Source organism: Mesorhizobium sp. M7A.F.Ca.CA.001.04.2.1, from assembly GCF_003998485.1.
Lineage (GTDB): Bacteria > Pseudomonadota > Alphaproteobacteria > Rhizobiales > Rhizobiaceae > Mesorhizobium > Mesorhizobium ciceri.
This window is the reverse complement of the sequence record NZ_RZQT01000013.1, coordinates 43,001-63,373: the sequence shown is the minus strand read 5'-3', so window position 1 is coordinate 63,373 and position 20,373 is coordinate 43,001. Positions and strand designations below refer to the sequence as shown.

The following is a 20,373-nucleotide window of genomic DNA, read 5'->3' as shown; positions in this document are numbered from 1 at the left end:
ATCCCCGTAACGGGGATGCCTTTCAATGCGGGCGATCAAAATCCCGAAGTTCTCAGTCGATGTCGAACGACACGCCCTGGGCGAGCGGCAGCGCCTTGGAATAGTTCACCGTGTTGGTGGCGCGCCGCATATAGGCCTTCCATGCGTCGGAGCCGCTCTCGCGGCCGCCGCCGGTTTCCTTTTCGCCGCCAAAGGCACCGCCGATCTCAGCGCCCGAGGTACCGATGTTGACATTGGCAATGCCGCAATCCGATCCGTCGACACCCAGGAAACGCTCGGATTCCTGCAGGTCGCGGGTGAAGATCGACGACGACAGGCCTGCGCCCACGGCATTGTGCTCGTCGAGCACGGCGTCGAAATCCGAATATTTCATCACATAGAGGATCGGCGCGAAGGTCTCTTCCGTGACAGGGGCCACCTGCTTGGGCATCTCGACCAGCGCCGGGTGCACGTAATAGGCATCCGGGTGCCCGTCCTCGACCCGCGTGCCGCCGGTCACCTTGCCGCCATGGGCGGCGGCTTCCTTCAGCGCCTTCTGCATGGCCTCGTATGCCGCCTTGTCGATCAGTGGCCCGACCAGCGAGGAGGTCTCCAGCGGATTGCCGACAGACACACTCTCGTAAGCCTTCTTGAGGCGCGGAACCAGGGCGTCGTAGACGCTGTCATGCACGAACAGGCGCCGCAGCGTCGTGCAACGCTGGCCCGCCGTGCCCATTGCTCCAAAGGCAATCGCGCGCAGCGCCATGTCGAGATCGGCGCTCGGGCAGACGATGCCGGCATTGTTGCCACCGAGTTCGAGCACTGCGCGGGCAAAGCGCTTGGCCAGCCGCGGGCCGACGTCGCGGCCCATGCGGGTCGAGCCGGTCGCCGAAACCAACGGCACTTTGGGGTGATCGACCAGGATCTCGCCGACGGCGCGGTCGCCGATCAGCACCGGCGCCAGGCCATCAGGTGCGTCCGCGCCGAAGCGCTTGACCGCACGCTTGAAGATGGCCTCGCAGGCAAGTGCGGTCAGCGGCGTCTTTTCCGACGGCTTCCACACCACCGCGTCACCGCAAACAAGCGCCAGGGCGGCATTCCAGGACCACACAGCGACCGGGAAATTGAAGGCGGAAATGACGCCGACGACGCCGAGCGGATGCCAGGTTTCCATCATCCGATGGCCCGGGCGCTCGGTGGCGATGGTCAGGCCGTACAACTGCCGGGAGAGGCCTACGGCGAAATCGCAGATGTCGATCATCTCCTGCACTTCGCCGAGCCCCTCGGACGGGATCTTGCCGACCTCGATCGACACCAGCCGGCCAAGCTCGGCCTTGTGCGCGCGCAGTTCCTCGCCGAGCAGCCGCACCAGTTCGCCACGCCGCGGGCCCGGCACCATGCGCCAGGCCTGGAAGGCCTTGTGCGCGGCATCGATCACCTTGGCCGCGTCAGCCGGCGAGATCGTCTTCAGCGCCGCGATCTGCTCGCCCGTCACCGGGCTGCGCACGATCAGGTCGCCGCCGACGAGCGCTTCCTTGGCCACGCCCAGTTTCGCCAGCAGTTCGGTCGTTTCCTTGCCTATCGTCATTCTGGTTCCTTTCAGATCCCGTCGCCATCATATGGCGCTGGGTTAAGCCTTCGCCGTGTCGCCCGTGTGCCGAAAGGCACTTCAGGCGCAGTCATGGCGTGGCATTACTCGTTTCAGGGGAAAATCGCCACCCCGGCATGGTCCAAGCCCAAACTACACGATTGAGCCAGATGGGGAGGTGACGCTCAGTTTGCCTTTTTCGCCGGCGGGCGCACCGCACCGTCCTTGATCAACCGGTCGATATGCATGCGGATATGGGCAGCCTCTGCCGCCGTGTTCGCAAGCGCTATGGCCCGGTCGAAGGCGACGCGCGCCTCGTCGCCCCGGTCGAGCTGCATCAAGAGGCCCCCCTTGAGCCCGAAAAAGTGGAAATAGCCGGAAAGCCGTTCTTCCAGCGGCTCGATCATGGCCAGCGCCTCCCCCGGTCCACGCACCTTCGAGACCGCGACGGCCCGGTTGAGCGTGACCACCGGCGACGGCTGCATCTGCTCCAGCAAGCGGTAGAGCAGGTCGATCTCGTTCCAGTCCGTATCCTCGGCCTTTTCGGCCCGCGCATGCAGCGCGGCAATCGCCGCCTGCACCTGGTAAGGGCCGGGCTTGCGATGGCGCAGCGCCTTGTCGACCAGTGCCAGCCCCTCATCGATCATCTTGCGGCTCCACAGGCTGCGATCCTGGTCTTCGAGCAGCACGATCTCGCCACTCTCGTCGAAACGGGCCGGTGCGCGCGCATGCTGCAGAAGCAACAGCGCCGTCAGCCCCATGATCTCCGGCTCGGTCTGGAACAGCCGCAGCAACAGCCGTGCCAGCCGGATCGCCTCCTCGCACAGCGGCGCGCGCGCCGGCGCCTCGCCGCTGTTGGTCGAATAGCCCTCGTTGAAGACCAGGTAGACCATGGCGGCGACGGCGGCGAGCCGTTCCGAGCGCTCGACCGCGCCAGGCGTCTCGAACGGCACGCCGGCGTCCGCAATGCGCGCCTTGGCGCGAGTGATGCGCTGCTCCATGGCGCTTTCGCCAACCAGGAAGGCGCGCGCGATCTGCTTGACCGTGAGACCGGAGACGATGCGCAGCGCCACCGCGATCTGCTGCGTTGCCGGCAGATCGGGATGGCAGCAGATGAACAGCAGCCGCAATATGTCGTCGCGGTAGTGCGCCCCGTCCAGCCGCTCGGCGATATCGCTCTCGGCGTCTTCCAGATCGGAAACCTGGTCTTCATCCGGCATCGGCGCCTGCTTGGCGCGCTTGCGCACCGCATCGATGCCGCTGTTGCGGCCGACGAAGATCAGCCAGGCCGCCGGGTCGCGCGGCGGCCCGTTCTGCGGCCAGTTCTTCAACGCCCTGAGGCACGCGTCCTGGAAAGCTTCCTCCGCCGTATCGAGATCGCGGAAATAACGCAGCAGCGCGCCCATCGCCTGCGGGCGGGCGGCGCTGATCGCGGAGCTGATCCAGGCCATTTCGGTCATGCGGAAACCGTTGTTGGGTTGAAGACCGAAACCGGCCGGATTTCATAGGAGCCGCCGCTCGGGTTGACCTCGGAAAGCTCGCGGGCGAACTCCACCGCCTCGTCGAGATCGGCGCATTCGAGCGTGTAGAAGCCGAGAAACTGTTCCTTGGTCTCGGCGAACGGCCCGTCGATGACGACCGATTCGCCTTTGACCTTCCTCAACGTCGTCGCGGCCGTGGTCGGCAGAAGCCGTGCCACCGGGCCGAGCCGACCAGCCTTGGCGTACTTGTCCTGAACGTCGAGGAGATTGGCCATGACCTCGTCGTCCTGTGCCTTGCTCCAGGAGCAGACGACATCTTCGGAGGCATAGCAGAGGATTGCGTAGAGCATGGCTGGTCCTTTTCTCTGTCAAAGGACGAAACAGTAAGACCGATCCCGACATGACGTCGATAAAAAAATCCAGATGTGACGGATTTGGCCACCGTCGGCCGCGTCGGTCAGCTTTCTCCCAGTTTCAGCCATCGCAACACGAGAGCTTCCTCGTCATCGAGACCGGCAATCGCCCGTTTGCGCTTGTTGGCCTGCGCCATTTCATCCAGCAACCGTCCCTCGGACCACGCTTCGAAGACCCGCGGATGGATATAGCATTTGCGGCAGACGGCACGCGTATTGCCCAGCCGCTCGGCAACCTTGTCGATGACGCTGTTCATCGCCCTGTTTCGCTGCGTCTGGCTTTGCGGCAGTTCCGTTTGCGCAAACAGCGACGCGGCGTGAATGGTGCCGCCCCAGGTGCGGAAATGCTTCGAACTGAAGGCGTCACCGACCGCCTCACGGATATAGCGGTTGACGTCCTCGGAGCGGACCGGCCGCCTGTCGCCATCCTCATCGAGATACTGGAACAGCTTCTGGCCTGGCAGGTCCTGCGCGCCACGCACAATCCTGGCGATGCGGCGGTCGGCCAGCTTCAGCTTCCACTCCTTGCCCGACTTGCCCTTGAAGGCAAAGCGCAGGCTTGAACCGACAATATCGACATGCCGGTCGCGCAACGTGGTCAGCCCGAAACTCTTGTTGTCGCGGGCGTAGGCGGCATTGCCGACGCGGATCATCGTGTTGTCGAGCAGCCAGACGACCGCGGCGACGACCCGCTCGAACGGCAAGCCACGACGGCGCAGATCGCTATCGACCCTGTGCCGCAGGTCCGGCAGGCTCTCGGCGAATGCGACAAGGCTCGAATATTTGGCACCATCGCGCTCTTCGGCCCATTGCGGATGATAACGATATTGCTTGCGTCCGCGCTGGTCCCTGCCGGTTGCCTGGATATGGCCGTCCGCGTCGGGCGAAATCCACACATCCGTCCAGGCCGGCGGAATGACGATCGCCTCGATGCGGGCCTTGGTGGCGTCCGAAACCGTCCGTCCGTCCGGTCCCTTGTAGGAAAACCCCTTGCCTGTCTTCAGCCGCCGGATACCAGGCTCGGCATCGCTGACATAACTAAGCGACGCATGATCGGCCGAGCTTTGTGCCCCGTTTTTGAACACGCCATCTGGCGATACAGCGTCCTCGCCAGCCGGTCGGCCGGGCGACATTCCGGATTTCTGCAACATGTCGGCTCCACACGAATTCCGTAGATAAGCCACTGGCCGACCGCTGGTTCCAAGCGCCGTCCGAAAACGGTGTCGAGCCTGCCTTCAGGCTTTCTCGAGCACAACCGGAATGACATCGACAGCCTGCTCGCCGACCTGTCCCCCCGTGGTCTTGAGCACGCCGACGATCGGCGCTACGTCCGAATAGTCGCGGCCGTAGCCGACGGTGATATGGTCGTTGCTGGCCCGCATGCCGTTGGTCGGATCGAATTCCTGCCAGCCTGCGTCGCGCCCGCACCAGACCTTGACCCAGGCATGCATGGCATCGGCGCCTTCCAGCCGGGGCTTGCCCTTCGGCGGGATGGTGCGCAGGAAGCCGCTGACATAGCCAGCGGGAATGCCGAGCCCGCGCAGGCCGGCGATCATGATATGCGAAAAGTCCTGGCAGACACCGCGCTTCAGCCTGAAGGCATCGCTGGCCCGGGTCCGCACCGTCGTCGCCTCGCCGTCATAGGTGAAATCACGATGAATGCGATGGCACAGGTTCATGGCCGTGCTGGCGGCGGAACCGGCGATGCTGCTGCGTGCGTAGGCGGTGATCGCATCGTCGATGCCGGCATGGGTGCTGGCCGTCAGGAAATGGTGCGGTGCATCAGGTGCCAGAGACCGCACCGCGGCGAGCTCCTGCCTGAGCCGGGCGATATCGGGCGACACGTCGAGCCCGGGCTCGGGCCGAGACACCGACACGCGGGCGCTCATCCTGATGTCGAGCGCATCATGCGCATCGCGAAAGGCGATCGAGGTGACGTTGTTGCCGAAGAAATCGGAAAAGTCGGAACGCTCGTTGGGCGCCGGCGCAAAGGACAGTGATGCGGCGATGACGCGCTGCACGCCTGATATCGTCGACGGCAGCACGCGCACCTGATGACGACCGCCGCCGGCAGCGGAAGCGTAATCATAGTGGAGATGAAGCCTGATATCGTAGAGCATGATTTATCCGAAATAGGCTTTGGCGAGGCTGTTGTAGAGGCCGCCGATTTCGTGAGCGAGCTCGTCCAGCGCCTTTGCCGTCATATCCGAAGGCTCCTTGATGGCGATCTGGGTGTTGAGCTGCAGGATTTCCTTCGCCGCCGGCGACATTTGCCCCTCCCCGCCGAGCGACGGCAACAGGCCGATTTCGGCCTTCAGCCTTTCGAGCTGGAACAGGATGGAGCGCGGGTTAAGCGGATCGAGCGCCAGCAGGTCGATCACCGTGCGCCGGCCGGCCTGCACCGGATATTGGCGGCGATGGGTCATCACGCTGTCGCCGATCTCCAGCATCATGTCGAGCGCGCCGTCCGGCGCCTTGGCGCTGGTCAGCCGCGACAGCGTGCGGGAGATCTGGATGCCGCGCTCCAGCCGGCGGCCGATCTCGAGGAAGCGCCAACCGGCGAAGCGGTACATGTTTTCGTGCAGCAGACCGGAAAAGCCGGCGAGCTTACGCAGGATGACTGTCATCGCCCGGGTCGCGTCGTCGCCGGGCGCGACCGTCGTTGCGAACTGATGGATGGTTTTCGACAGGTCCTTCAGCGCCAGCCAGCCATCGGGCGAGAAGCGGTCGCGAATCTGCCCGGCGCTGTAGACCGCGCTATCCAGCGTGCCGATCAGCCCTGACGGGATCGCCGTCTCGACGTCGATGCCGAAAGGTTCGAGATAATCCCTGATGTCGGCGAGCAGCGGCATGTCCGGGTCGGACGTTTCGGCGAGCCGCACATGGTAGGCGCGCAGGATGCGCACCGTGTCTTCCGAGCGCTCGATATAGCGGCCGAGCCAGGTCAGGTTCTCCGCCGCGCGACTGGGCAGGCTGCCGGGCCTGGTGCGGCTGAAACTGTCGCCTTCCTGCGGCAGCAGCGTCTCGCGCTCCACCGGTTTGTCGCTGACAACCCAGACATCCGCCGCCTGGCCGCCACGCTGCATGGCGATCGCCGTCGGGTCGAGCGACAGGCCGATGCGGGCAAAACCGCCCGGCATCACCGTCCAGCCCTCCGGCGTTCGCGCCAGGTAGACGCGCAGGCTCGCTGGCCGCGGCTCCAGCCACCCGCCGACATAGACCGGCGTCGTCGAAAGCGTCACCGCTTCCTGGCCGACGAAATCGCCGCCATCGCGTTCGATGCGCGCCACCAGCTCCGCCCGCTCTCCGGCCGACAGCGCCGAACCGAGCTTCGTTGAATCGTCATCCTCGAAGGCAAGTCTCGTCGATAGCGCCGGGCCGATCACCATGCGATCGATGTTGGCCAGCACATGCGCGCGTTCGGTTGCTTGCCCGCACCACCATGTCGCGACGCTTGGCAGCAGCAATTCGTCGCCCCGCAAGGCCCGTGAAATCTTGGGCAGGAAGGCGAGCAGCGCACGCGTCTCCATCAGGCCGGAGCCAAGCGCATTGACGGTAGCAACCGCGCCCTGGCGGATCGCCTCGACCAGGCCCGGCGTGCCGATCTGCGAATCCGGGCGCAGTTCGAGCGGGTCGGCGAAGGCGGCATCGAGCCGCCGCCACAACACGCTGATCGGCATCAGGCCGGAAACCGTGCGTACCATGAGCCGGCCGCCTGAAACGGTCAAATCCTCGCCTTCGAGCAGCATGATGCCAAGGTAGCGGGCGATGTAGGCGTGTTCGTAATAGGTTTCGTTGAGCGGCCCCGGCGTGAGGATGGCGACGCGGCCGTCGGTCTCCTTGGCCATGCCGATCAGCGCGTCGCGAAAACGGCGGAAAAAGCCGGCAAGGCGGTGCACATGCATCTCGCCATAGATGTCGGACAGCGCGCGTGTGGTGGCGACGCGGTTTTCCAGTGCGAAACCGGCGCCGGACGGCGCCTGCGTGCGATCGCCAAGCACCCACCACTGGCCGTCAGGTCCACGGCCGAGCTCGAAGGCGCAGAAATGCAGGAAGTGGCCGCCGGCCGGCTTGGTGCCGACGACAGGCCGCAAATATTCGGGGCTGGCGGCGATCAATCCCGCCGGCAGGATGCCTTTTTCGACCAGCCGGTTCGGCCCGTATATATCGGCGATGGTTTCCTCGAACAGTTCGGCGCGCTGCACGAGGCCGGCGCTGATCGCCGCCCACTCGCTCTCTTCGATGAGAACCGGGACATGCGCCAGCGGCCATTCGCGTTCGTTGGCGCCGGCCTTGTCATAGACGCGGTAATAAACGCCGGCATCGCGCAGATACTGGTCGGCGCGGGCAAAGCGCTGGCCGAGCTTTTCAGCACCGAGTTCCTCGAGCGCCTCGACAAAATGCTTCCAGGCCGGGCGAGGATTGCCCGATGTATCGACCATCTCGTCGACGACGCCGTCTATGGGCTGGTAGTGCTCCAGCAGGCTGTGGGTCTGCGGCTTGCCGCGTCCCCTCTTGTGATTCCCCTTTGCCATTGCTGATCAGAGTCTTGCCGGCCGCCGAAGGTCAAGGGTCATCGGGAAATCTTCCGCCGGTTGTTCTTCACGGATCACATAGGCGGATGGCGTATGGCCACGCGGTTCGAAGCGGGCGAGCCGCCGGGCTTCCGCCTCGTTGCCATTGACCGGAAAGGTGTCGTAATTGCGCCCGCCGGGATGGGCGACATGGTAGACGCAGCCGCCGACCGCACGGCCCGACCATCGGTCATAGATGTCGAAGACCAGCGGCGTGTTGACGGGCAGCGCCGGATGCAGGCCCGATGCCGGCTGCCAGGCCTTGAAGCGCACGCCTGCCACCGCCACTTCGCGATTGTCAGTGACCTTCATCGGCACGATGCGGCCGTTGCAGACGACTGCGTGGCGCTCCGGGTTCAGCCCTTCGGTCTTGACCTGCAGCCGTTCGACCGAGGAATCGACGAAGCGCACGGTGCCGCCGATCGCGCCTTGCTCGCCCATCACATGCCACGGCTCCAGCGCCTGGCGCAGTTCCAGCTTGATGCCGGCATGCTGAACCTCGCCGCAGAACGGGAAGCGGAATTCGAGCTGGGCGTCGAACCATTCGGGACGGAACTCAAAATCGTTGAGCTTGAGGTCGTCGAGCACGTCGAGGAAATCGGCCCAGACATGATGCGGCAGCATGAAGCGGTCATGCAGCGATGTGCCCCAACGCACGAAACGGCCGTCGAGCGGGCTCTTCCAGGCACGGGCAATGATGGCGCGGACCAAAAGTTGCTGCGCGAGGCTCATGCGCGCATTGGGCGGCATCTCGAAGCCGCGGAATTCGACCAGCCCCAGCCGGCCGGTCGGTCCGTCGGGCGAGAACAGCTTGTCGATGCAGATTTCCGAACGATGCGTATTCCCGGTGACGTCGGTCAACAAATTGCGGAACAGCCGGTCGACCAGCCATGGCAAGGGTGCGTTGCCCTGGTCTGGATGCGGCACCTGCGCCATAGCGATCTCAAGCTCGTAGAGCGAGTCGTGACGCGCTTCGTCGAAGCGTGGCGCCTGGCTGGTCGGCCCGATGAACAGGCCGGAGAACAGGTAGGACAGCGACGGATGGCGCTGCCATTGCAGCACCAGGCTCTTCAGCAGGTCCGGCCTTCGCAGGAACGGGCTGTCATTGGGTGTCGCACCGCCGACCACGACATGGTTGCCGCCGCCGGTGCCGGTGTGGCGGCCATCGATCATGAACTTGTCTGCGCCAAGCCGTGTCTGCCGCGCCTCCTCGTAGATCGCCGTCGTCGTCGCCACGCAATCCTGCCAGTTGGAAGCAGGATGGATGTTGACCTCGATGACGCCTGGGTCAGGCGCGACGCGGATGACGTTGAGGCGCGGATCGTGCGGCGGGCCATAGCCTTCGATGTGCACGGGAAGGCCTATCGCCTTCGCCGCGTTCTCGGCCGCCGCGACCAGTTCGAGATAGTCTTCCAGCGCCTCGACCGGCGGCATGAACACGCAAAGCCGGCCATCGCGCGGCTCGACCGAAAGTGCGGTGCGCACCGCGCCGCCGATCTCGGTGATCTCCTGCTCGACCCGCTCCTGCTGGCCGGTCGCAGCGGTGAACGATGCCGCCTGCTGGCGGCGCGCCATCTCGTCGGCGCCTTCCAGTTCGGCTGGAGCCGGTCCGGCCAGTATGGCTTCACGCGCGGGCAGCGGGCCGCGTGGCAGTGATGGATCGACCGGCACGATATAAGGGAATTGCTCCGGCGGCACATAGGGCAACGTGCCGAGCGGCAGCCGGTAGCCGACCGGTGAATCGCCTGGCACCAGGAACAGCCGGCCACGCCGCGTCTTCCATTTTTCCGAACGCCAGCGCGGATCCGATGCCTGGCTGTTCCAGCGCTGGACGGGGAGCACATAGCCGGACGGTTTGGTCAGCCCGCGCTCGAACACTTTCGCCATGCGGCTGCGTTCTTCCGGATCCTCCAGCCTGGAGTTGGACGGATCGACATTGTCGGGCAGCTTGCCTTCCTTGAGCAGCCATTCGGCCGGATCCTCATAGGCTTCGCTGACCATGGCTTTGTCGATGCCGAGCTCGCCGGCAATCGCGGTGAGCAGGCTTTCGGCCTGCTTCGGGCCGATATCGGCCTCGCTCTTTTCGCGTGCGATCAGCGACGGATCGCTCCACACCGGCTGGCCGTCGGCACGCCAGTAGAGCGAAAAGGTCCAGCGCGGCAGGCTTTCGCCCGGGTACCATTTGCCCTGGCCGTAATGGAGAAAGCCGCCCGGCGCAAAGCGCTCGCGCAGTTTACGGATCAGTTCGTCCGCCTTTTCGCGCTTGGTGGGACCGACGGCGGCGGTGTTCCATTCGGCCGACTCGAAATCGTCGATCGACACGAAAGTCGGCTCGCCGCCCATCGTCAGCCGCACGTCGCCGGCGGCAAGTGCTTTATCGACCTTGTTGCCCAGAGCGTCGAGCGCCTGCCAGCTTTCGTCCGAAAATGGCTTGGTGATGCGCGGATGTTCGGCGATGCGGTCGACCCGCATCTCGAAGCCGAATTCGACATTGGCGAAGCTCGCCATGCCGGAAATCGGGGCCGCGTTGCGGAAATGCGGCGTGGCGGCCAGCGGCACATGGCTCTCGCCGGTGAGCAGGCCCGAGGTCGGATCGAAGCCGATCCAGCCGGCGCCGGGAAGATAGACCTCGCACCACGCATGCAGATCGGTGAAGTCGACGGCGGTTCCGGCTGGACCGTCCAGCGCCACCAGATCGGGCTTCAACTGGACCAGATAGCCGGAAACGAAGCGCGCCGCGATGCCGAGATTGCGCAGGATCTGCACCAGCAGCCAGCTCGAATCCCGGCACGATCCCTTTTTCGCGGCCAAGGTCTCTTCCGGCGAGAACACACCGGTTTCCATGCGCACGATATAGGCGATCTCGCGCTGCAGCCGCGCGTTGAGATCGACCAGGAAATTGACGGTGTTGGCAGCGCTGCGATCGATGGTCTTCAGCAGCGCCGACAGCAGCGGTCCCGCCGGCTCCGGAGTGCGATAGATGGCGAGATCGTCGCGTATCTCTTCCGGATACTCGAACGGAAACGCCTCGGCCGACGGCTCGACGAAGAAATCGAACGGATTATAGACCGTCATGTCGGCGACGAGGTCAACCTCGATCTTCAACTCCGTCACTGGCTCCGGAAAGACGAAGCGGGCGAGGAAATTGCCGTAAGGATCCTGCTGCAGATTGACGAAGTGGTTCGCCGGCTCGACCTTGAGCGAATGGCTCAGCACCTTGGTACGGGAATGCGGCGCCGGCTGCAGCCGGATGATCTGGGGCCCGAGAACCACCGGCCGGTCGTATTTGTAATGGGTCAGGTGGTAGACGGCTGCCAGAATTGCCATGGGGCCCCGGAATTCAGCGTTTCAAAACGATTTCGCTGAACCCTGACACATCTGGCGACCATTCTCCAAGCAGAGATGTTGCGGTGCACCTAATTTAAGCAACGGTTGCCGGCTCAGAAAAATGCCTGCAACCCCGTCTGCGCCCTTCCCAGGATCAGCGCATGCACGTCATGCGTGCCTTCATAGGTGTTGACCGTCTCCAGGTTCTGCGCATGGCGCATGACGTGGTAGCCGATCTGGATGCCGTTGCCGCCATGCATGTCGCGGGCCTGGCGGGCGATGTCCAGCGCCTTGCCGCAATTGTTGCGCTTGACGATCGAGATCATTTCCGGCGCCATCTTGCCTTCATCCAGCAGCCGCCCGACGCGCAAGGACGCCTGCAATCCCAACGCAATTTCGGTCTGCATGTCGGCAAGCTTCTTCTGGTAGAGCTGCGTCCCGGCCAGCGGCTTGCCGAACTGCTTGCGGTCGAGACCGTATTGGCGGGCGCGGTGCCAGCAATCCTCGGCGGCGCCCATCGAGCCCCAGGAAATGCCAAAGCGAGCCCGGTTGAGGCATCCGAACGGTCCGCCAAGGCCCTTTGCGTTGGGCAGCAGCGCGTCCTCGCCGACCTCGACGCCTTCCATCACCACTTCGCCGGTGATCGACGCCCGCAGCGACAGCTTGCCGCCGATCTTCGGCGCCGAAAGCCCTTTCATGCCCTTTTCCAGCACGAAGCCACGGATCTCGTCCTTGCCGTTCTCGCCCTTCAGCTTCGCCCAGACGACGAACACATCGGCGACGGGCGCGTTGGAAATCCACATCTTCGAACCGGACAGCTTGTAGCCGTTGGCGGTCCTCTCGGCGCGCGTCTTCATACCGCCCGGGTCGGAGCCTGCATCCGGCTCGGTCAGGCCGAAACAGCCGATCCACTCGCCGCTGGCGAGCTTGGGCAGGTACTTCTTGCGCTGTTCGTCCGAGCCATAGGCATAGATCGGATACATCACCAGCGACGACTGCACTGACATCATCGACCGATAGCCGGAATCGACGCGCTCTACTTCGCGTGCGACCAGCCCATAGGTGACGTAGTTCGCGCCAAGCCCGCCGAATTCTTCAGGGATGTTGATGCCGAGCAGGCCGGCCTCGCCCATTTCACGGAAGATCGCGGTGTCGAAGGTCTCGTTGAGGTAGGCGTCCTCGATCCGCGGCGCCAGTCTGTCGGCGGCGAAGGCGGCCGCCCCGTCGCGCACCATGCGCTCGTCTTCCGAAAGCTGGCCCTCGATCAGGAACGGGTCTTCCCAGACGAATGCGTTCTTGTCGGCGGCCATGACGTTCTCCCAAACCAATGCATGTCGCTCAAAACGATGACACGCATGAAGCAAAATGTTGGCCCGTTCTATCGGCCTGTGCCTCGAAAAAATCAAACGAAATTGATTCACCGATCAATGAGCATTAAGAATGGATCATGAGTGTCCAGCGCCGCCTTTTGCCCAACATCAGCGCCCTTGCCGCCTTCGAGGCTGTAGCCCGGCTGGGCAGTTTCACCGCCGCCGCCCAGGAGCTAGATCTGACCCAGGGCGCGGTCAGCCGCCAGATCAAACTTCTGGAAGATCAGTTCGGCCGCCGGCTCTTCGAACGCGACAGCCGCAATGTCAGGCTGTCGACATCGGGCGAGATCTACGCCGAGGCGGTTCGTTCAGCACTTGGGCAATTGCGTGACGCAGCCCTTGGATTGATGAGCAATCGGCATAGTGGCATGCTGAACCTTGCCATTTTGCCGACCTTCGGCACGCGCTGGCTGATGCCGATGATCCCCGATTTCGTCGAAAACAATCCCGATATCACCATCAACTTCGTCACCCGCGTCGGTCGCTTCGACTTCGCCAGGGAGAGGCTGGATGCCGCCATCCACTACGGCCTGCCGGACTGGCCGGAGGCCGACTCGACACTGTTGGTGCGCGAAACCGTGGCGCCGGTCGTGTCGCCCGAATTCCTCGCCGGCCGCGCCATCGCCTCACCGGCCGATATCGGCCGCCTGCCGCTGCTGCACATGGCGACGCGTCCTGGCGCCTGGACCGAATGGTTCGAGCATCAGGGCCTGAGCGCGCCGACCGGACCCGGCATGCAGTTCGAACAGTTCGGCACCGCCGCCCAAGCCTGCATGGCGGGGCTTGGTGTGGCGCTGCTGCCGTTGATCCTTATTGCAGGCGAATTGCAGCGCGGCCAGCTGGTGCCGGCGCCAGGCCAGCCCATGCAAAGCCGCAGTGCCTACTATCTCGTCGTCCCGCACGACAAGCGCGGCCATCCGCCGGTCGCCAGTTTTCGCGACTGGCTGCTGGATCAGGTCGCACGTCAAATTTGACTTGGCCGGTTTATCAAAAATTGATAATATTGGATAAAGCGAAAGGAGAGACCATGCCTGCAAGCTACAGCATCGGCACCCGCTATGAGACATTGGTTCGCGAGTTGGTGGAAAGCGGCCGCTATGCCAGCGCCAGTGAGGTTATGCGCGATAGCCTGCGCCTGCTGGAAGAGCGCGAAGAACAGCGTAAGGCAAAGCTTGCTGCGTTGCGCGCGGATATCCGCAAAGGCGTGGAAAGCGGCCCAGGTATCCCTGCCGAAGAGGTATTTCAGCGGCTGGAAGCAAAATACCGCGGCGGAAAGCCGTGAACTATGGCGGTCATATTTGCGCCAGCCGCCGCGCAGGACGTCGAAGAGATCAGCGACTACATCCATGCTGAAAATCCGGCTGCGGGTCGGCGCTTCATTGCCGCGCTCAGGGAACGCTGTAGCCGCATTGCAGACGTGCCGCATGGCGGCGTCCCCCGCCCGACCCTATGGCCCGGCCTGCGCTCCTTTGCATTTCATCGCTATGTTATTTTCTACACCACCGACGGCGATGAGGTGCGTGTCGAGCGCGTCTTGCATGGTGCCCGCGACATCCCAACTATTCTTGAGGGAGGACAGCCACTCAATGGCTCTTGAACTCCACGCCTCCCTGTCTCGTTGGGCTGGAACACTCATAGGGCTCGTCGCAGAATAGCTACTTTCGCTTCAGCGCATCCGCCAAAGCAGCACCGAACGCTCCCTGTTGCGCCGGCCGCTCCGGCTGGCGTTGCTGGGGTGCCGGCGAACGTGGTGCCGGCCTGCCGCCACCATTGTCGCGCGGTCCGCTGCGCGGAGCACCACCCTCGCCGCTATCCTTGCGCATGGAAAGCGCGATGCGCTTGCGCTTGATGTCGACATCGACGACCCGCACCTTCACCACGTCGCCGGCCTTGACCACCTCATGCGCATCCTTGATGAACCGATCGGCCAGCTGCGAGACATGCACCAGCCCGTCCTGATGCACGCCGATATCGACGAAGGCGCCGAAGGCGGCCACGTTGGTGACCGTGCCTTCCAGCAGCATGCCGGGCTTGAGATCCTTGATGTCGTCGATGCCGTCGGCGAAGGTCGCCGTCTTGAAGCCTGGGCGCGGGTCGCGGCCGGGCTTTTCCAGCTCCGCCAGGATATCGCGCACCGTCGGCAAGCCGAAACGCTCGTCGACGAAGACGCGTGGGTCGAGTGCCTTGAGCGCGGCACTATCGCCCATCAACGACCGCACATCGCGCCCGCAGGCAGCGACGATCTTCTTCGCCACGCCATAGGCCTCCGGATGCACCGACGAGGCGTCGAGCGGCTCGCTGCCATTGGCAATGCGCAGGAAGCCGGCGGATTGTTCGAAGGCCCGAGGTCCGAGCCGCGGCACCTTGAGCAGATCCTTCCGGCTGGCGAAGGGCCCGGTCGCATCGCGATGCGCAACGATCGCGTCGGCCAGCGATGCGCCCAGACCTGAAACGCGCGCCAAAAGCGGCGCCGAGGCAGTGTTGAGATCGACGCCGACGGCATTGACCGCGTCCTCGACCACCGCTTCCAGCGAGCGGCCGAGCCGGTACTGGTCGACATCGTGCTGGTACTGGCCGACGCCGATCGATTTGGGTTCGATCTTGACCAGTTCGGCCAGCGGATCCTGCAGCCGCCGGGCGATCGAGACAGCGCCGCGCAACGACACGTCGAGACCGGGGAATTCCGCCGCCGCGGTTGCCGATGCCGAATAGACAGAGGCGCCGGCCTCGCTGACGATCACTTTCAGTGGCTTGGGGCCACCGTCCGCCGGCATGTCGGACAGCATGTCGGCCACCAGCTTTTCGGTCTCGCGGCTGCCGGTGCCGTTGCCGATCGAAATCAGCTCGACCTTGTGCAGGCGGATGAGCTTGGCGAGTTCCGCCTGCGTGCCACGCACATCGTTTCTGGGCGGAAATGGATAGACCGTCGTCGTTGTCAGCACCTTGCCAGTGCCGTCGACCACCGCCACCTTGACGCCGGTGCGGATGCCGGGGTCGAGCCCCATCGTGGCGCGCGAGCCGGCGGGAGCGGCCAGCAGTAGATCCTTGAGGTTGCGGGCAAAGACGTGGATCGCTTCCTCCTCCGCCCGCTCGCGCAGATCGCGCATCAAATCGAGCGTCAGGTGCAGCGACAGTTTTATACGCCAGGTCCAGCCCGCCACCTCCATCAGCCATCTGTCACCCGGAAGGCTGCCGCCGATGGCATAGGCATTGGCGATCATCCGCTCGACCGGCTTCACCGGTGAGGTGTCATCGGCATCGACCTCGATGTCGAGCGACAGCACTTCCTCGTTGCGGCCGCGCAGCATCGCCAGCGCGCGATGGCTCGGCACATTTGCCCAACGCTCGACATGGTCGAAATAATCGGAGAATTTCGCGCCGGCCTCCTGCTTGCCGTCGACCACCCTGGCCCGCATGAAGGCGCGCTCCTTCATGTAGCTGCGCAATTTGCCGACCAGATCGGCATTCTCGGCGAATTGTTCCGACAGGATGTCGCGCGCGCCCTCGAGCGCCGCCTTGGTATCGGCCACCTCTTCGCTGACATAGGCCAGCGCCAGTTCGGCAGGCACCAATGAGCGGTTCGCCAAGATGGCTTCGGCCAGCGGCCCCAGCCCGCGCTCCCTGGCGATCTCGGCCTTGGTCCGGCGTTTGGGCTTGTAGGGCAGGTAGATGTCCTCAAGTTCCGCCTTGGTGGTGGCGGCGACGATCTTGCCTTCAAGCTCCTCGGTCAGCTTGCCCTGTTCGCGGATCGAGCCAAGGATGGTGTCGCGGCGCGCGTCGAGCTCGCGCAGATAGGCAAGGCGTTCGGCAAGATCGCGCAATTGCGTGTCGTCGAGCCCGCCGGTGACTTCCTTGCGGTAGCGCGCCACGAACGGCACTGTCGCGCCCTCATCGAGCAGTTCGATCGCCGCGGCCGCCTGTTCGGGCCGCGCGCTGATCTCGGCCGCGATGATGGCTGCAATGCGCTTGATGTCGGATGCCATGTCGTTCCTGCTCTCATCCAAAGAGCGGCGACCATAGGCGCAGACGTCCGGCCCGCCAACCGCCGCGCTTCGATCAGCCCAGCGGGTCCACAAGAAAGCGTATGCTAATGTGGTGGACAGCCGCGCTAGATTATCCGGCTGAGCGCCTCGAAGAACGCGACGATCTCGATATCGAGCGGATCGTCGACAGGCTCCGGCTGCGACGACATCTTGGCGATCACCACTTCGGTCCTGGGATCGACATACAGCCACTGGCCATGAATACCGATGCCGCAATAGGCGCCGTTCTCGTGTCCAGTCTGGTACCATTTGTTGCGGTAACGGCCCTTGGGAAACAGTGGCAGCATCGCGCCGCGCTGCCAGGCGTCCGCACTGCCGCCAGTGCTGGTCGTGTCGCGCACCCAGGCTTCCGGTACGATGCGGCGGCCATTGGCCATGCCACCTTGCCGCATCATCTCGCCGACACGCGCCAGGTCGCGCGGCGTCACCGAAATGCCGCCGGCCGTGCGCGCCGTGCCTTCCATGTCGACGCCGATCGAGGCTTCGCTGACAGCGCCGAGCGGCAGCCACAGCTTCTCGCGCATCAGGTCGGTGAACCGCTGGCCCGACGCACGCTCGAGCAGCAGGCCGAGCAGGTCGGAATTCGGCGAGCGGTAGCGGAAGGTCTGGCCATGCGGCTCTGCAAGACGTTGCAGGGTCAGGATGAATTCGCGCAGGCTCTCCGTACCGCCGCCCGGATTCCACAGCGTGGCACGGCGATAGCGGGCGAAAGCACTTTCCGGATCGAGATAGGCTTCCTCGAAATCGAGACTGACGCTCATATCGAGCACATGCCGCACGCTCGCATCGCCATAGGCCGAGCCGGCGGCTTCGGGGATGTAGGCCGTCACCGGCGCTTCCGGGTCGAACACCCCCTCGCCTTCCAGTATGCCGGCAATGATGGCGGTCAGCGACTTGCTGATCGAAAAGATGATGTGGCGGGCGCCGAAATCCATATGCGGCGCGAACCAGTCGCCGACGATCCTGCCGCCTTTCATCACCGTCAGTGCGTCGGTGCTCGAACGTGCGAGAAAATCAGCCACCGTCTCCGGTGTGCCGGCGATCGCGACCTTCTCGCCGAGCAGGCCGCCCATATCGCGCACGGGGATTTCGACAACGCCCGACGTCGCCGCCACCCGGGCGGTCGGCACCAGTTCGCCGAGATTCTGGAACGACCACCGGTTGAACGGGTTCTCGCGCCAATTGGCGAGCACGACCTGGTTGCGCCGGAAGCCATAGCGGGTCTCGAACACGGTTTTGCCGGTCATGGCGTTTCCTTCCGGTCGTTTCTTCTTTGTGGGGGCTCAGCGAAGCGCCGTGGCGATAGCGTGCACGGCTTTCAGCGTCGCTATGGAATAGGCACCATTGGCGAAATCCGGCCAGGTCGAAAGCTTCACCACGACCATTCCGGTGTTCCAGTCGATATGGATCATCTGACCGAACACGCCGCGGCACATCAGTGCGCGCGAGCGCGGGTCCTCGATCCAGAACTGGTTGCGATAGCTGCCCTCCGGCAGGCTGGGGCTGAAGTCCGGCCCATGCCTGCCGTTGCGCGTGTCCTCGACCCAGCCGGCCGGCACGACGCCGCCACCATTGTCGAGGATCAATTGGCCGAAGCGGCCATAATCGCGCAACGTTGCATTGAAGCCGCCATCGGCCACCGCATAGCCGGCGCTGTCGACGGTGAAGCAGGCGCTTTCGTCGGCGCCGAGCTTTTGCCAGAGTTCTTCCGAAACCAGTTGCGGCAGCCGTTTGCCTGTCACCCGCTCCATGATGAAAGCAAGCACGTCGGTCTCGATCGAGCGGTATTCGAATTGAGCCCCGTGCGGACGGATCGTGTCCTTCAAGCCCAGGATCAGCTCGAACATGTGCGAGGGCCAGCGAAAATCCGGATCGCTGCCCGGCGGCACCGGCTTCCAGCCGGTGGCGACATCGACTTGGCCGATGTCGGAATAGCGGTCGGTATATTCCTCGGAGAAACGCACGCCGCTCGTCATGTCGAGCACATGCTGCACATTGGCGCCGGCCCAGCCGGTGGCGCCGAGCTCCGGCAAATAATCCGTGACCGGCCTGGCCGGATCGATCAAGCGGCGCCCGACCAGTATGCCGAATACCGAACCGGTGACGGACTTGGCCATCGACTGCGACAGGTGCAGCGTGCGCTCACCCATGCCGTTGAAATAGCGCTCATAGGCGATCTTGCCGTCCTTGAGCACCAGAAAACCGTCCGTATAGGTCTCGTCGAGCAGCCCGGCGAGTGTCGTCGGCTTGCCCTCGCTGTCCTCGACCGCCAGCCCGTCAAGATCGACCTCGGCGCGTTCGAGACGGCGGCGATGGCCGTTGCCGCGCCAGACTTCGGCGGTCGGCAGAATTTCACGGATGTGCTGGAACGCCCAGCGGTTCCATGGCGGCCGGTCCCAGTCGAGCTTCGGCGGCACCATGGCGGGCGGCGAGCCCTGCATGATCGGCGGCCGCGGATCGCTGTTGCGATAGGAGTCCATGAAAGGCCATTCCCGGAAAAGAAAAGACCCGGCGGCATGTGCCGCCGGGTCTGTCATGCAGCGATTACTTCTGCAGTTCGGTCCAGATCTTGGTGTAGAGTTCCTGCGTTTCCGGCGGGCACATCTTCTGGAATTCGCCTTTCGGCTTGGCATCGGCCGGAATGACGACTTCCGGCGCGTCCTTCATGTCGGCAGGCATGTACTTGTCAGAGCCGTTGATGGCATTGGCATAGCGGTGGAAGGCCGAGAGGCCCGCCGCGTTTTCCGGATCCATGATGAAGTTCTGGAACAGCTTGGCATTGTCGACGTTCTTGGCTTCCTTCAGAACGACGACGTTGTCGCTCCACAGGCCAAAGCCTTCCTTCGGATAGTTGTAGTGGATAGCCGGATTGGCCAGCCGCTGGCGCAGCGCCGAGCCGTTCCAGTCGCTGGTCGCCTTGAAATCGCCGGCGCCCATCTTCTCGATGGTGTTGTATTCCATCGCGATCCAGTTCGGCTTGGCCGCCACCAGAAGGTCGCGCACCTTCTTCAGCACCGCCTTGTCGTCGGTGCACTGCTGGCCGCCGACATATTTGATCGCCGCGAAGATGACGTCGCCCATCTCCGGAACGACGTTGACCTTGCCCTTTAGCTCGTCTGGCGTGTTGAAGACGATGCCCCAGCTGTCGGCCGGACCCTTGTAGGCATCGGTGTTGACGACGACGCCGATCGTGCCCCAGGCCCACGGCACCGAATATTTGCGGCCCGGATCGAATTCAGGATTGGCCCATTCCGGCGCGACGTTCTTGAAGTTCTCCATCTTGCCCGGATCCGTCTCGAGCAGGAGACCTTCCTTGATCCAGATCGGCACGTAGGTCTGCGACGGCACCGCGATGTCGAAGCCGGTGCCGCCCTGGCGAACCTTGGCCAGCGCGGTGTCGTTGGAATCGTAATCGGTGATGGTCACCTTGACGTTGTATTTGGCCTCGAACTTCTTGATCACGTCGGGGCTGGTGTAGTTGCCCCAATTGTAGATGTTGAGCACGCCGTCGGCGCGGGCCAGGCCCGTCGAGGCGAGCAACGCCAACCCCATGGCGGTTGCTGTTGTCTTCCAGTTCATGGTTTTAACTCCCATTTTT

15 protein-coding genes are annotated in these 20,373 nt (G+C 64.0%); 3 read left to right on the top strand and 12 right to left on the bottom strand.

Annotated features, from left to right (window positions below):
- Positions 1-52: 52 nt before the first annotated feature.
- The 8 genes from EN955_RS06770 to EN955_RS06735 all read right to left on the bottom strand — a co-directional run bounded on the left by EN955_RS06770 (position 53) and on the right by EN955_RS06735 (position 12,672).
- The gene (locus EN955_RS06770; RefSeq protein WP_024502665.1) at positions 53-1,567 is read right to left on the bottom strand and encodes an aldehyde dehydrogenase family protein; all 1,515 of its coding nucleotides are present in this window, start codon (positions 1,565-1,567) and stop codon (positions 53-55) included.
- Between the two features lie 185 nt (positions 1,568-1,752).
- A complete protein-coding gene (locus EN955_RS06765; protein ID WP_024502666.1) occupies positions 1,753-3,027 on the bottom strand; it encodes an RNA polymerase sigma factor in 1,275 nt (424 codons plus the stop codon).
- Complete coding sequence (locus EN955_RS06760; RefSeq protein ID WP_013529829.1) at positions 3,024-3,398, bottom strand: YciI family protein; 375 nt, start codon at positions 3,396-3,398, stop codon at positions 3,024-3,026. The genes EN955_RS06765 and EN955_RS06760 overlap by 4 nt, the downstream gene beginning before the upstream one ends.
- 107 nt (positions 3,399-3,505) lie before the next feature.
- Entirely contained in the window at positions 3,506-4,612 is a 1,107-nt protein-coding gene (locus EN955_RS06755; RefSeq protein ID WP_024502667.1) for a DNA topoisomerase IB, read from the bottom strand.
- 84 nt (positions 4,613-4,696) lie between these two features.
- Positions 4,697-5,581 (bottom strand): transglutaminase family protein, encoded by an 885-nt coding sequence (locus EN955_RS06750; RefSeq protein ID WP_013529827.1) that lies wholly within the window; start codon positions 5,579-5,581, stop codon positions 4,697-4,699.
- Between the two features lie 3 nt (positions 5,582-5,584).
- A complete protein-coding gene (locus EN955_RS06745; RefSeq protein WP_024502668.1) occupies positions 5,585-7,996 on the bottom strand; it encodes a circularly permuted type 2 ATP-grasp protein in 2,412 nt (803 codons plus the stop codon).
- Between the two features lie 6 nt (positions 7,997-8,002).
- Entirely contained in the window at positions 8,003-11,362 is a 3,360-nt protein-coding gene (locus EN955_RS06740) for a transglutaminase family protein (protein WP_024502669.1), read from the bottom strand.
- A 113-nt stretch (positions 11,363-11,475) separates the two neighbouring features.
- Positions 11,476-12,672, bottom strand: coding sequence for an acyl-CoA dehydrogenase (locus tag EN955_RS06735; protein WP_024502670.1), 1,197 nt, complete (start codon positions 12,670-12,672; stop codon positions 11,476-11,478).
- A 137-nt stretch (positions 12,673-12,809) separates the two neighbouring features.
- Between EN955_RS06735 and EN955_RS06730 the strand changes: the two genes are divergently transcribed.
- From EN955_RS06730 to EN955_RS06720, 3 genes are read left to right on the top strand one after another with little or no spacing between them, the layout of a single operon-like run.
- Complete coding sequence (locus EN955_RS06730; RefSeq protein WP_024502671.1) at positions 12,810-13,706, top strand: LysR family transcriptional regulator; 897 nt, start codon at positions 12,810-12,812, stop codon at positions 13,704-13,706.
- Positions 13,707-13,759: 53 nt separating this feature from the next.
- Positions 13,760-14,014, top strand: a complete 255-nt coding sequence (locus EN955_RS06725) for a type II toxin-antitoxin system ParD family antitoxin (protein ID WP_013529822.1) — start codon at positions 13,760-13,762, stop codon at positions 14,012-14,014.
- A gap of 3 nt (positions 14,015-14,017) precedes the next feature.
- Positions 14,018-14,329, top strand: a complete 312-nt coding sequence (locus tag EN955_RS06720; RefSeq protein WP_024502672.1) for a type II toxin-antitoxin system RelE/ParE family toxin — start codon at positions 14,018-14,020, stop codon at positions 14,327-14,329.
- Between the two features lie 58 nt (positions 14,330-14,387).
- Here the strand turns inward: EN955_RS06720 and EN955_RS06715 are convergent, their stop codons facing one another.
- From EN955_RS06715 to EN955_RS06700, 4 genes are all read right to left on the bottom strand, one after another.
- Positions 14,388-16,715 (bottom strand): Tex family protein, encoded by a 2,328-nt coding sequence (locus EN955_RS06715; protein WP_024502673.1) that lies wholly within the window; start codon positions 16,713-16,715, stop codon positions 14,388-14,390.
- A gap of 125 nt (positions 16,716-16,840) precedes the next feature.
- Positions 16,841-18,022, bottom strand: a complete 1,182-nt coding sequence (locus EN955_RS06710; protein WP_024502674.1) for a serine hydrolase — start codon at positions 18,020-18,022, stop codon at positions 16,841-16,843.
- A 36-nt stretch (positions 18,023-18,058) separates the two neighbouring features.
- Positions 18,059-19,255: a serine hydrolase gene (locus tag EN955_RS06705; RefSeq protein ID WP_024502675.1), complete on the bottom strand. Its 1,197-nt coding sequence runs from the start codon at positions 19,253-19,255 to the stop codon at positions 18,059-18,061.
- Positions 19,256-19,319: 64 nt separating this feature from the next.
- Positions 19,320-20,354, bottom strand: coding sequence for an extracellular solute-binding protein (locus EN955_RS06700; protein ID WP_024502676.1), 1,035 nt, complete (start codon positions 20,352-20,354; stop codon positions 19,320-19,322).
- Positions 20,355-20,373: the final 19 nt, after the last annotated feature.